Consider the following 13,162-nt stretch of genomic DNA (forward strand, 5'->3'; position numbering starts at 1 on the left):
GGACGGTTGAAGGGGCTGGACGATTGAAGAGGCTGGGCGAATGAGGCTGTCGGCCCTGACCGATGCGATCGACGGGGCGGATGATGCGATCGTCACCGGTTTCGCGATCGATCATCGCAAGGTCGCGCCGGGCACAATCTTCGGCGCGTTCGAGGGCACGCGCGTCAACGGCGAGGACTTCATCCCGGCCGCGATCGAGGCGGGGGCAGTTGCGATCGTCGCGCGAACGGACGCTCGGGTCGAGGGCGTGCTCCACATCGCCGACCATTCGCCGCGCGAGTGTTTCGCCAAGCTCGCCGCACGCTTCTTCGCACCGTTTCCGCATGCCACGGTCGCGGTAACGGGCACCAACGGCAAGACCTCGACCGTGGAGATGACGCGGCAATTGTGGCGCATGATGGGACACCACGCCGCCTCGGTCGGTACGCTGGGCGTGACCACCGCCGACGAGCGCGTCGTGACCGGGCTGACGACGCCGGATGTCGTCACCTTCCTGTCGAACGCCGCCGGGCTCACGCGCGAAGGCGTGACTCATCTGGCGTTCGAAGCGTCCAGCCATGGATTGAGCCAGTACCGCACCGAGGGGCTGCGCGTCGCTGCGGCGGCATTCACCAATCTCAGTCGCGATCACCTCGACTATCACGGCGACATGGCGGCATATTTCACTGCCAAGCTGCGGCTGTTTTCCGAAGTGCTCAGCCCCGATGGCGTGGCGGTCGTGTGGGCGGACGATCCGCAGTCGGAGCGTGTGATCGACCTGGCACGTGAGCGCGGCAACCGCGTGATGACGGTGGGCGAACACGGCGACGACCTGCGCCTTGTCTCGCGCGCGCCGACGTTGCTGGGGCAGGGGCTGGTGATCGCCACCGCCGATGGTGCCGAGCACCGCGTCAACCTGCCGCTGATCGGCGGCTATCAGGCGGCGAACGCACTGATCGCGGCGGCGTTGGTGATCGCGACGGGCGGGGAGGCGGCCGCGACGCTCAAGGGGCTCGCAAGATTACAGCCGGTGCGTGGACGGCTGGAGCGTGCCGCGATCGCGAAATCGGGCGCGCCGATCTACGTCGACTACGCGCACACACCCGACGCGCTGGAGGCGGCGATCGCGGCGCTGCGCCCGCACGTGGCCGGGCGGCTGATCCTCGTCTTCGGCGCGGGCGGTGACCGCGACCAGGGCAAGCGCGCGCCGATGGGCAAGGTCGCGTCCGATCACGCCGATGTGGTGATCGTCACCGACGACAATCCCCGCGGCGAGGATGCGGCGGTGATCCGCCGCGACGTGCTGGAAGGTGCGGCCGGCGCGACCGAGATCGGTGATCGCCGCGCCGCGATCGCGCACGCGGTCGCACTCGCGCGCGCCGACGATATCGTGCTGATCGCGGGCAAGGGGCACGAGCAGGGGCAGATCGTCGGCGACATGGTGCTGCCGTTCGATGACGTCACGGTCGCACGCGAGGTCGCGGCATGAGCCTGTGGACCGCCGCCGAAATCGCGGCCGCCACTCGCGGCCGCGCGACCGCAGACTTCGCGGTCGACGGGGTCGCGTTCGACTCGCGTGAGGTCGGGCCCGGTGACCTGTTCGTCGCGCTGACCGGAGAGACGACCGACGGTCACCGCTTCGTCGATCGGGCATTCGCGCAAGGAGCGACAGGCGCGCTCGTGTCGCGCCCTCAGACCGAGCCCGTGGTCGCGGTTGCCGACACCTTCGCCGCGCTCGAAGATCTTGGCCGCGCGGCACGTGCACGGGTCGCAGGCAAGGTGATCGGCGTCACCGGCTCGGTCGGCAAGACCTCCACCAAGGAAGCGTTGTTCGCCGCGCTCGATCGTTCGCCGGCCGCGAGGGCGCATCGCTCGGTCAAGAGCTACAACAATCACACGGGCGTGCCTTTGAGCCTCGCGCGCATGCCGCGCGACAGCAACTATGCGGTGCTCGAAATGGGGATGAACCATCCAGGCGAACTCGCGCACCTGACCACGCTGGTGCGTCCGCACGTCGCGCTGGTGACCGCGATCGCGCCCGCACATACCGAATTCTTTCCGCACGAGGCCGCGATCGCCGATGCGAAGGGCGAAATCTTTCGTGGGCTCGAGCCCGGCGGCGTCGGAATCGTGCCCTACGACAGCCCGCATCGTGACCGGCTGATCGCCGCGGCAAAGCCCTATGCAAGCCGGATCGTCACCTTCGGGCTCGACCGCGCGGCGGATGTCCATGCGGTGGAAATGGCACGGGCGAGCAGCGGCGGCACCTTCGTCACCGCGCGCGTCGGTGAGCACGAGCTGAGCCTGACCGTGTCGCAGGCGGGTGCGCACTGGGTGTCGAATGCGCTGGCGGTCCTCGCCGCGGTCGATGCGGTCGGTGGCGATCTCGCGCTCGCCGGGCTCGCGCTGGCGGAACTGGGCGGGCTCGCCGGGCGTGGGGCACGGATCGAGATAGCCGTGGGCGACGGGCGCGCCTTGCTGATCGACGAGAGCTACAATGCCAACCCCGCTTCGGTCGCCGCGACGCTGGCGGTGCTGGGCGATCAGCCGGGCCGCCACCTTGCCGTGCTGGGCGAGATGCGCGAGCTCGGCGACAAGAGCGCCGATTATCATGCCGGCCTCGTGCCCGCGGTGATCGCCGCGCGGGTCGAGGCGGCCGTGCTGGTCGGCGAAGCGATGCGTCCGCTCGCGCAAGCGCTTGAGGGACAGGTTGATTTCGTTCATGTGCCCGACGCCGCTGCGGCGCTCAAACATGTTTCGCGTGTGATCGCGCCGGGCGACGCGGTGCTCGTCAAGGGGTCGAACGGGGTGGGACTGGCGCGCGTCGTCGCCGGGCTCTCGAACGGGATTAGTTAAGTGCTTTACTGGATCGCGCAGCACCTCGGCTTCCCGGGCCTGCTCAACCTCATCCGTTATCAGTCGTTCCGTACCGGCGCGGCGGTCGCGACCGCGCTGCTGATCGGGCTGATCATCGGACCGAAATTCATCGGCTGGCTACGCGTACGTCAGGGCAAGGGGCAGCCGATCCGCGCCGACGGGCCGCAAACGCATCTTGCCAAGCGCGGGACGCCTACGATGGGCGGGTTGATGATCCTGACCAGCGTGTCGCTCGCGATGCTGTTGTGGATGGACCTGCGCAATCCGTTCGTCTGGGCGTGCGCGTTCGTGACGCTGGGGTTCGGCGCGATCGGGTTCCTCGACGATTACGACAAGGTGCGAAAGGCGAGCACCGCGGGGGTGCCCGGACGCGTGCGGCTTCTGCTCGAATTCCTGATCGCGGGCGTCGCCGCTTGGATCATCATGCAGGAGAACGGCTCGGGGCTCTTCCTGCCGTTCACCAACCGCTATTACATCGATCTGGGTTACTTCTACCCGCTCTTCGCCGCGTTCGTGATCGTATCGTTCGGCAATGCGGTGAACCTGACCGACGGGCTTGATGGCCTCGCGACGATGCCGGTCATCATCGCCTCGGTCGCGTTCATGGTGATCGTCTATCTGGCGGGCAATGTGAAGTTCGCCGACTATCTCGGCATCCCGCACGTACCGCGCGCAGGCGAGCTCGCGATCTTCTGTGGCGCCGTGGTAGGGGCGGGGCTCGCCTTCCTGTGGTACAATGCGCCACCCGCCGCCGTCTTCATGGGCGATACCGGCAGCCTTGCACTCGGTGGTGCACTCGGCACGATGGCGGTGGTCGCGCACCATGAGATCGTGCTCGGCATCATCGGCGGCTTGTTCGTGGTCGAGGCGCTGTCGGTGATCATCCAGGTGTTCGTCTACAAGCGGACGGGCAAGCGCGTGTTCCGCATGGCACCGATCCACCACCATTTCGAGCAGCTCGGCTGGAGCGAGCCGACCGTCGTGATCCGCTTCTGGATCATCAGCCTGGTGTTGGCGCTCGCCGGCCTGTCGACGTTGAAGCTGCGATGATCGTCGCGCGCGCCTGGGCGGGAAAGCGGTACGCCGTGCTCGGGCTCGCGCGCTCGGGCGCCGCGACGGTGCGCGCGCTCGTGGCCGCCGGGGCGCAGGTCGTGGCATGGGACAGCGATCCCATGAAGCGTGACGGCTTCGCGGGTGTCGAGATGGTCGATCTCGACACGCTCGACCTGACCGGCTTTGACGCGTTGGTCGTCTCGCCCGGCGTGCCGCTCAACACGCACCCGCTTGCCGCCAAGGCACGCGCGGTAGGCGTGCCGATCATCGGCGACATCGAACTGTTCGCGCAGGCGGGTAGCGAGCTGCCGTCGCACAAGGTCGTCGGGATCACCGGGACCAACGGCAAGTCGACCACCACTGCGCTCGTCCGCCACATCTGCGCGGAGGCAGGGCTGCCGACGCTAATGGGCGGCAACATCGGATTGCCGATCCTCGGACAGGAGCCGCTCGCCGAAGGTGGCATCTACGTGCTCGAACTGTCGAGCTACCAGGTTGACCTGACGGAGACGCTCGACTGCGATGTCGCGGTGCTGCTCAACGTCACGCCCGATCATCTGGACCGCTACGAGGGTTTCGAGGCATATGCGGCGTCGAAGGCGCGGTTGTTCGCGATGCAGTCGTCCGGCCATGTTGCGGTCGTCGGCGCCAGTGATGCCATGTCGGCGCGAATAGCCGATGAACTCGGCGCGCGCGCGATCCGCCTCGACGCCAACGCCAGCGTCGATCAGTCGCGCTGGCCCGCGCTTCAGGGACCGCACAATGCGCAAAACGCCGCCGCCGCGATCGCAGTCGCGCGCGCGCTCAATATCGGGGATGAGGTGATCGAACAGGCGCTCGCCAGCTTCGCCGGTCTTCCGCACCGCATGGAGCGCGTCGCGACGTTGGGCGGCGTCACCTGGTACGACGACAGCAAGGCGACCAATCCGGAGAGCACCGCGCCGGCGCTCGCCGCCTTTCCGCGCATCCACTGGATTGTCGGGGGCCGTGCGAAGGGCGACGATCTCGACGCCTGCATGGCCCACCTCGTCCATGTCGCGCGCGCCTACACGATCGGCGAGGCCGGCCCACGCTTCGCCGAGGTGCTGCGCCCGCACGTGCCCGTTGCCGAGGTCGAGACGCTGGAGCGCGCGGTGAAGCTTGCCGCGCAGGAGGCGGAGCGCGGCGACGTAGTGCTGTTGTCGCCCGCCGCCGCCTCGTTCGACCAGTTCAGCGACTATGAGCATCGCGGCCGAGCCTTCCGCGAAGCGGTGGAGGCGTTGGCATGACGAGGGCGGCATGAAGCGCGCTCCGGGTATGTTCTGCGTAGGGGTCCGGCCATGAACGACATGCAGGCGATCCGCCGCGGGCGGTTGCAGGGACGCGGCGGGCGCGGCGATCCGTCGCCGCTCGGCACGTGGTTCTGGGACATCGATCGCGTGCTGCTGCTGCTCGCATTGTTCCTGATCGCGATCGGGCTGATCGCGGTCGCCGCCGGCTCGCCTGCCACCGCGGTGCGCTATTCGGGCGAGCACGTGAAGTTCACGCCGCTGCATTATTTCTGGCGACAGGTGATCTGGGTGGCGGTCGCGCTGCCGGTGCTGTTCGGCGTTTCGATGCTGCCCGTCACGGTCGCCCGGCGCATGTCGCTGGTCGGTGCGGGGATCTGCGTCGCGCTCCTGGCCGTCACGCCCTTCGTCGGGATGACCGTCAACGGTGCGCGGCGCTGGATCGGGTTCGGCTTCGCGCAGTTCCAGCCGTCGGAGTTCCTCAAGCCCTTCTTCGTCGTGACGGTCGCGTACCTGCTGTCGCTCAAGGCGCGTGACGAGGAACTGCCCGCGACGATCATCACTGCCGCTTTGACCGGATTGGTCGCGGTGCTACTGATGTTGCAGCCCGATTTCGGTCAGACGATCATCTTCTGCTCGATCTGGCTCGCGTTGATCGTCATCGCGGGGACGCCGCCGCGCACGATCCTGGGATTGCTGGCGATGGTACCGGTCGGGCTGATCGCGGCCTACACTTTCTACGGCACCGCCCGCGCGCGCATCGACGCGTTCCTGTTCCCCGGTATCGAAGGGGAGGGTGCCAGTGATCATTTCCAGACCAACGCCGCGCATAATACGCTGACCGCGGGCGGCTGGTTCGGCACCGGACCCGGCGGCGGCACCGCGAAGTTCGGCCTGCCCGAGGCGCATACCGACTATATCTTCTCCGTCATCGGCGAGGAGTTCGGGCTGATCGCGTGCATGATCGTGGCGCTCGTCTTCCTGGCGATCGTGGTGCGCGTGTTCGTCAAGCTGCTCGACGAACAGGACAGTTTCAAGCTGCTCGCCGCCTCTGGTCTCGCGGTGCAGTTCGGCGCGCAGGCGCTCGTCTCGATGTCGGTCAATACCGGGCTTGCTCCGTCGAAGGGCATGACGCTGCCGTTCATCAGCTACGGCGGATCGTCGATGGTCGCTTTGTCGATCGGGATGGGGTTGCTCCTCGCGTTCACCCGGCGCAACCCGTTCCTGATGCGTAGTCCCTACATCAACCGCTGGAATGCCGCATGACGCGTGCGCGCTCGTTCGTTCTCGCTGCCGGGGGCACCGGCGGCCATATGGTTCCCGCCGCCGCGCTGGCGGCCGAGTTGATGCGGCGCGGCCACCGCGTCGCTTTGGTCAGCGACGCGCGCGGCGTGCGCTTTCCCGGGCTGTTCGACGGCGTTGAGACGCACGTTATCCCGGCGGGGCGTTTCGCCGGCGGCCCGCTCGGCTGGGCGAATGCGGCGCGGCAGATGGTCGAGGGGCGTCGCACCGCCCGCGAACTCTATCGCTCGTTGAAGCCCGCGGCGGTAATTGGTTTCGGGGGCTATCCCGCATTTCCCGCGTTGTCAGCCGCGTTCGCGCTGCGTATCCCGACCGCCGTCCACGAACAGAATGCCGTGCTCGGCCGCGTGAACCGGCTGGTCGCGCGTCGCGTCGACGCGATCGCGACGAGCTACCCCAACACTGATCGCCTCAAGCCTGCCTACGCCAACAAGGTGAACCTCGTCGGCAATCCGGTGCGCGAAGCAGTGCTGGCACTGCGCAGCCGACCCTATCCGTTGCTGGAGGAGGACGGCATCTTCCGCGTGCTCGTCACCGGCGGCAGCCAGGGCGCCAGCGTGCTGAGCCAGGTGGTGCCCGACGGTCTCGCGATGCTGCCGGTCGCATTCCGCCGCCGGTTGCAGGTGACGCATCAGGCGCGGATCGAGGACATCGACGCCGCGCGCGAGAAGTATGCCGCGCTCGACATCGCCGCCGATCTCGCGACCTATCTGCCCGACATGCCCGAGCAGCTCGCCTGGGCGCACCTCGTCATCGCGCGCGCGGGCGCGTCGACGATCGCGGAACTGACCGCCGCGGGTCGTCCGGCGATCCTCGTGCCGCTGCCGGGCGCAACCGACGATCACCAGACCGCCAACGCGCGCGCGATCACCGATGCGGGCGGCGCGCGCACGATCCCGCAGCCGCAGTTCACGCCGACCGAGCTTGCCAAGCAGATGCAGAAGCTGGGACTCGATCCCTCTGCGCTGGAGAACGCGGCTGGTCGCGCACGTGCCTGCGGGATGCCCGACGCGGTCAGCGACATGGCCGATCTGGTCGAAAGCCTCGACGCACCGCGCGCGCCGGTCCACGTCGGGCGCGTGCAGCCGAAGGAGGCTTTCGCGTGAAGGGCGTCGCGACCGACATTGGCACCATCCACTTCGTCGGCATCGGCGGCATCGGCATGTCAGGCATCGCCGAGGTGATGCATAATCTCGGCTATTCGGTGCAGGGCAGCGACGTGGCGGAAGGTTATGTCGTCGAGGGGCTGCGCCAGCGCGGGATCGCCGTGACGATCGGCCACGCGGCCGAGAATGTCGACGACGCCGCGGTTGTCGTCACCTCCACGGCGGTGAAGCGCGGCAACCCTGAGGTCGAGGCCGCACTCGATCGCCGCGTGCCGGTGGTGCGCCGCGCCGAGATGCTCGCCGAGCTGATGCGGCTGAAATCGACGGTCGCGGTGGCGGGCACGCACGGCAAGACGACAACCACTTCGATGGTCGCGGCGCTGCTCGATGCAGGGGGTGTCGACCCGACCGTCATCAACGGCGGCATCATCAACAGCTATGGCTCGAACGCACGGCTGGGCGCATCCGACTGGATGGTGGTCGAGGCGGACGAGAGCGACGGCAGCTTCCTGCGGCTCGATGGCACGATCGCGGTCGTGACCAACATCGATCCCGAACACCTCGATCATTACGGCAGCTTCGAGCGCGCGAAGGACGCCTACGTCGAGTTCGTCGAGAACGTGCCTTTCTACGGCGCGGCGCTACTGTGCCTCGACCATCCGGAAGTGCAGGCGCTAATCCCGCGCGTGCGCGACCGCCGGATCGTCACCTATGGCTTTGCGGCATCGGCCGACGTGCGCGGCGTCAACGTGTCGCCTTATCCCGGCGGCAATCGGTTCGAGGCGCTGATCCGCTCGCGCGACGGCGCGACGCGCTCGATCGAGGGCATCGATCTGCCGATGCCCGGTCGGCACAACGTGCAGAACGCGCTCGCCGCGATCGGCGTCGCGCTCGAACTCGGCATCGATGACGCGACGATCCAGCGCGGATTCGAGAAGTTCGGTGGGGTCAAGCGACGTTTTACCAAGGTCGGCGAGGTTGCGGCGGAGAACGGCGTCGCGACGATCATCGATGATTACGGCCACCACCCGGTCGAAATCCGAGCCGTGCTCGCCGCCGCGCGCGAGTCGGCGCAGGGGCGCGTGATCGCGGTAGTCCAGCCGCATCGCTACTCGCGGCTCGGCAATCTGATGGAAGACTTTCAGGGCGCGTTCAACGACGCCGATGCGGTCTACGTCACCCCGGTCTATGCCGCGGGCGAGGCCCCGGTTGAGGGCGTCGACGCCGATGCGTTGGTCGCCGGCTTGCGCCGCCGCGGACACCGCGACGTGCAGACAGTCGGCGACGCTGACGCGCTCGCCGAGGCGCTGGCGAGCGAGGTTCGCGGCGGCGATCAGGTGATCTGCCTCGGCGCGGGCGACATCACGAAGTGGGCCGCCGGCCTTGCGCCCGCGATCGCGTCGCATCGGTGAGCATGGTAGCTGCCTTGACCTCTGACACGATGCCTGCGGTCCGCGGTCGGCTGACGCCCTGCGCCCCGCTCGCGCCGCTTGTCTGGTTCAAGGCGGGCGGCGCGGCGGAGTGGCTGTTTGAGCCCGCCGACGTGGCCGATCTCTCCGCCTTTCTGCGCAACCTCGATCCGGCGGTACCGGTGCTGGCGCTCGGGCTCGGCAGCAACCTGATCGTGCGCGATGGCGGCGTGCCGGGCGTGGTGATTCGGCTCGGGAAACCGTTCGCACGCGTGGAGGTGCTGAATGCGACCACGCTGCGGTGCGGCGCGGGGGCCAGCGGCATTCTCGTGTCCTCGACTGCGCGCGACGGCGGCATCGCAGGCGTGGAATTCCTCCGCTCGATCCCCGGCACGGTCGGCGGGTTCGTGCGGATGAACGGCGGGGCGTACGGCCGCGAGGTCAAGGACGTGCTGGTCGAGGCAGAGGTGGTGTTGCGCTCGGGCGAGCGGCGGACGCTGCCGGCCAGTGAACTCGGTTACACCTACCGTCACAGTATGCTGCCTGAAGGGGCGGTGGTGATCGCCGCGACCTTCCGTGGGGAACCCGGCGAGCCCGCGGCGATCCAGGCCGAGATGGACCGTATCGCCGCTGCGCGAGGGGCGTCGCAGCCGCTCCGGTCGAAGACCGGCGGCTCCACCTTCAAGAACCCGGACGGGCACAAGGCGTGGGCGCTGGTCGATCAGGCCGGCTGCCGGGGCAAGCGGCTGGGCGACGCGCAGGTCAGTGACAAACATACCAACTTCCTGCTCAACGTCGGTCAGGCGACCAGTGCCGATATCGAGGCGCTGGGTGAGGAAGTGCGCGCGGCGGTTAAGGCGCATAGCGGCGTGACGCTCGAGTGGGAGATACAGCGGGTGGGCGTGCAGGCATGAGCGAAGCATTGCACATCGCGGTTTTGATGGGCGGCTGGTCGGCCGAACGCGAAGTCTCGCTCTCATCGGGCGCGGGCGTCGCCGACGCGCTCGAGTCGCTCGGCCACCGTGTCACCCGGATCGACATGGCGCGCGACGTCGCCGTACGGCTGGCCGATGCGAACGCCGATCTCGTCTTCAACGCGCTCCACGGCACGCCCGGCGAGGACGGCAGCGTGCAGGGGCTGATGGACCTGATGGGGCTGACCTATACGCATAGCGGCATGGCGACCTCGGTGATCGCGATCGACAAGGTGCTGACCAAGCAGGCGCTGGTGCCGCACGGCATCCCCATGCCCGGCGGGCGCATCGTCAAATCGGCGGAGGTGTTCGAGGCCGATCCGCTCGCGCGGCCTTATGTGCTCAAACCCGTCAACGAAGGCTCGTCGGTGGGCGTCGCGATCGTGACGAGTCAGGGCAATTACGGGAACCCGATCGCGCGCGACGCGAAAGGCCCGTGGGCCGAGTTCGATGAACTGCTCGCCGAGCCATACGTGCGCGGGCGCGAGCTGACGACCGCGGTACTGGGTGGCGCCGACGGCCCCCGTGCGCTGGGCGTCACCGAGCTGCGCCCGAAATCGGGCTGGTACGATTACGACGCCAAATACACTGACGGCATGACCGAGCATCTGTTTCCCGCGCCGATCCCTGACGAGATCACGCAGGCCTGCATGGCGCTGGCGGTCGACGCGCACCGCCTGCTCGGCTGTCGCGGCGCGAGCCGTTCCGACTTCCGCTGGGACGACGAGCGCGGCGTCGACGGACTGTTCCTGCTTGAGGTCAACACGCAGCCGGGCATGACGCCGCTCAGCCTCGTGCCCGAACAGGCGCGGCATACCGGCATGAGCTACCCCGAGCTCGTTCAGGCGATCGTCGACGAGGCGTTGCGCGATGCCGCCGAGCGTGCGGAGAAGCGCGCGCCATGAGCCGCACGATCCGCCGCGAGCCCGCCGGTGGTCCGCGCCGAACCGTCAACCGCCGCAAGTCCGCGCCGAAGAAGACGTTCGGGCAGCGCATGGTCGCGAAGCTGCCGTTCAACGAGGCGTTCCTGCGCCGCGCGGTCACCTGGACGCTGTTGGGTGCTGGCGGCGCGGCGGCGATCGCAGTCGCATCGTGGATCGGCATCCCCTCGGCGATCGGCATCGGCATCGCCGAAACCGCGGCGCAGGCGGGGCTGCGTGTCGAGCAGGTCGACATCACGGGGCTGAAGCGGATGGACCGTGAGACGGTCTATGCGGTCGCGCTCGAACAACCCTCGCGCGCGATGCTGCGGCTCGATCTCGAGGCGGTGCGGCAGCGGTTGCTCGCCTATGGCTGGATCGAGGATGCGTACGTGTCGAGGCGGTTGCCCGATCGCCTGCTAATTCACGTCACCGAGCGTGAACCCGCTGCGGTGTGGCAGGATAACGGACAATTGACGCTGATCGATGCGACCGGAAGGCTGCTCGCGCCGGTCGACCGCGCCAACATGCCCAATTTGCCCCTGGTGATCGGCCCCGGTGCGGATCAGCAGGAGCCGGCGTACCAGGCGCTGCTGGCGGCCGCGCCGGCGCTTCGTCGCCGCGTGAAGGCCGCGGCGTGGGTCGGCAATCGCCGCTGGGACCTGACCTTCACGACCGGCGAGACGCTGGCGTTGCCGCAGGACGGCGCGCAGGCGGCGTTGGTCAAGTTCGCCGACATGGAACGCGCCAGCCCGCTGCTCGGCAAGGGGTGGCTGCGGTTCGACATGCGCGATCCGGCGAAGCTCGTCGCGCGAAAGCCGGGGCAGGACGCGCAAACGCCGCAACCTGTCGACACGCCCGAGACGTCGGAGGCGAGTGCGCGTCCGCTCGGCGCGGGCGAGGTCTGAGGCGGGGCAACAGGGGGGCAGCGCAGATGGCGAAACCGGCACCGGAAGGATTGATCACTGCGCTCGACATTGGATCGTCGAAGGTGTCGGCGATGATCGCGCAGAAAGGCGATGGCGGCGAACTGGTCGTGCTTGGTACCGGGCAGCGCGAAAGCCGCGGCGTCAAGCGCGGCTATATCGCCGACATGGGCGCGACCGAGGTCGCGGTGCGCGAAGCGGTCGAACAGGCCGAGCGTGTCGCGGGCGTCGCGATCGAGAATGTCTGGGCGGGCTTCTCCGCCGGTGGCCTCGTCAGCGACGAAGCGTTCATCGAGGCCGAACTGGGCGGCACGCGAATCGAGCAGGCCGACATCGACGCGTTGTTGCAGGAAGGACGTCAGGCGATCGATCCGCAGGGGCGGATGGTGCTCCACGCGCAGCCTGCGCTCTACACGCTTGACGGATTGAACGGCGTCAAGAAGCCGCTTGGGCTCCATGCCGACCGGCTGGGCGTCCACATCCACGTCATCGCCGCCGACGGGTCGCCGGTGCGCAACCTCGACCTGTGTGTCCGTTCGGCGCATCTGGAGGTCAAGTCGATCATCGCCGCGCCGGTGGCAACCGGGCTGGCCTGCCTGACGCAGGAGGAGCGCGATCTGGGCGTCGCGCTGGTCGAGATCGGTGCCGGGATCACCAACGTATCGTTGTTCGCGGGCGAGATGCTCGTCGGGTTGAAGTCGATTGCGATCGGCGGTGCGGACATCACCGACGATATCGCCTCTGCCTTCGGGACGACGCGGTTGCAGGCCGAGCGGATCAAATGCTTCCACGGCTCCGCCAACGCCTCCCCGCGCGACAATCACGAGATGGTGACGGTGCGCGAGCGGAGCGAGGCGGAGGACAACGATTCGCTGCAGATCACCAAGGCGGCGTTGATCGCCGTGATCCGACAGCGGTTGGAAGTCCTGATGAACGAGGTGCAGGCGGCGCTCAAGGAGTTGCGTTTCGAAGGACCGGTCGGGCGGCAGGTCGTCATCACCGGCGGCGGCGCGGAGTTGAAGGGCATCGCCGACTATGCGCAGCAATTGCTCGGCCGCTCTGTCCGGGTCGGGCGACCGCGCGGGTTGACCAACCTGCCCGAGGCGCATTCCGGACCCGGGTTCGCGACGCTTGCCGGGCTCGCTTATTTCGCCGCGGCCGATCCGATCGACCTGCGCGGCGTTGCGCCCAGGCAGCAGACGGTCCACCGCAGCAAGGGCTGGCGTGGCTTGCGTCGCTTGATCCAGGCCGCAAGAGCGAATTATTAGTACCATTTCCCAATTTGGGTGGGTTTTCGCTGGTACGTTGGCCGCCCATGTGAAAAATACCTCAACGCCCCGTTCACAAT

11 protein-coding genes are annotated in these 13,162 nt (G+C 68.1%); all 11 read left to right on the top strand.

The annotated features are described in order from the left end of the window. The first annotated feature begins 40 nt into the window (after positions 1–40). The 11 genes from SMN802W_RS0106625 to ftsA are packed head-to-tail and all read left to right on the top strand — an operon-like array spanning position 41 to position 13,082. Positions 41–1,468: a UDP-N-acetylmuramoyl-L-alanyl-D-glutamate--2,6-diaminopimelate ligase gene (locus SMN802W_RS0106625; RefSeq protein WP_019516118.1), complete on the top strand. Its 1,428-nt coding sequence runs from the start codon at positions 41–43 to the stop codon at positions 1,466–1,468. Then, positions 1,465–2,835 carry a UDP-N-acetylmuramoyl-tripeptide--D-alanyl-D-alanine ligase gene (locus SMN802W_RS0106630; RefSeq protein WP_019516119.1) on the top strand — a complete coding sequence of 457 codons (1,371 nt, stop codon included), beginning with the start codon at positions 1,465–1,467 and terminating at the stop codon, positions 2,833–2,835. Before SMN802W_RS0106625 ends, SMN802W_RS0106630 begins: the two co-directional genes overlap by 4 nt. Next, a complete protein-coding gene (gene mraY, locus SMN802W_RS0106635; RefSeq protein WP_019516120.1) occupies positions 2,836–3,906 on the top strand; it encodes a phospho-N-acetylmuramoyl-pentapeptide-transferase in 1,071 nt (356 codons plus the stop codon). It abuts the gene before it with no gap. After that, on the top strand, positions 3,903–5,177 hold the full coding sequence (gene murD, locus SMN802W_RS0106640) for a UDP-N-acetylmuramoyl-L-alanine--D-glutamate ligase (RefSeq protein WP_019516121.1): 1,275 nt from the start codon (positions 3,903–3,905) through the stop codon (positions 5,175–5,177). Before mraY ends, murD begins: the two co-directional genes overlap by 4 nt. Positions 5,178–5,228: 51 nt before the next feature. Next, positions 5,229–6,443, top strand: a complete 1,215-nt coding sequence (locus tag SMN802W_RS0106645) for an FtsW/RodA/SpoVE family cell cycle protein (protein WP_019516122.1) — start codon at positions 5,229–5,231, stop codon at positions 6,441–6,443. Beyond that, positions 6,440–7,585: an undecaprenyldiphospho-muramoylpentapeptide beta-N-acetylglucosaminyltransferase gene (gene murG, locus SMN802W_RS0106650; protein WP_019516123.1), complete on the top strand. Its 1,146-nt coding sequence runs from the start codon at positions 6,440–6,442 to the stop codon at positions 7,583–7,585. Before SMN802W_RS0106645 ends, murG begins: the two co-directional genes overlap by 4 nt. Next, the gene (gene murC, locus SMN802W_RS0106655) at positions 7,582–8,997 is read left to right on the top strand and encodes a UDP-N-acetylmuramate--L-alanine ligase (RefSeq protein ID WP_019516124.1); all 1,416 of its coding nucleotides are present in this window, start codon (positions 7,582–7,584) and stop codon (positions 8,995–8,997) included. Before murG ends, murC begins: the two co-directional genes overlap by 4 nt. Before the next feature lie 29 nt (positions 8,998–9,026). Beyond that, entirely contained in the window at positions 9,027–9,908 is an 882-nt protein-coding gene (gene murB / locus SMN802W_RS0106660) for a UDP-N-acetylmuramate dehydrogenase (protein WP_037523464.1), read from the top strand. Beyond that, entirely contained in the window at positions 9,905–10,873 is a 969-nt protein-coding gene (locus SMN802W_RS0106665) for a D-alanine--D-alanine ligase (protein WP_019516126.1), read from the top strand. Before murB ends, SMN802W_RS0106665 begins: the two co-directional genes overlap by 4 nt. After that, complete coding sequence (locus tag SMN802W_RS16585) at positions 10,870–11,796, top strand: cell division protein FtsQ/DivIB (protein ID WP_019516127.1); 927 nt, start codon at positions 10,870–10,872, stop codon at positions 11,794–11,796. The genes SMN802W_RS0106665 and SMN802W_RS16585 overlap by 4 nt, the downstream gene beginning before the upstream one ends. A 26-nt stretch (positions 11,797–11,822) precedes the next feature. After that, positions 11,823–13,082 (top strand): cell division protein FtsA, encoded by a 1,260-nt coding sequence (gene ftsA / locus SMN802W_RS0106675; RefSeq protein WP_026325839.1) that lies wholly within the window; start codon positions 11,823–11,825, stop codon positions 13,080–13,082. Positions 13,083–13,162 lie beyond the last annotated feature (80 nt).

The organism is Sphingomonas sp. Mn802worker (assembly GCF_000382485.1).
Taxonomy (GTDB): domain Bacteria; phylum Pseudomonadota; class Alphaproteobacteria; order Sphingomonadales; family Sphingomonadaceae; genus Sphingomonas.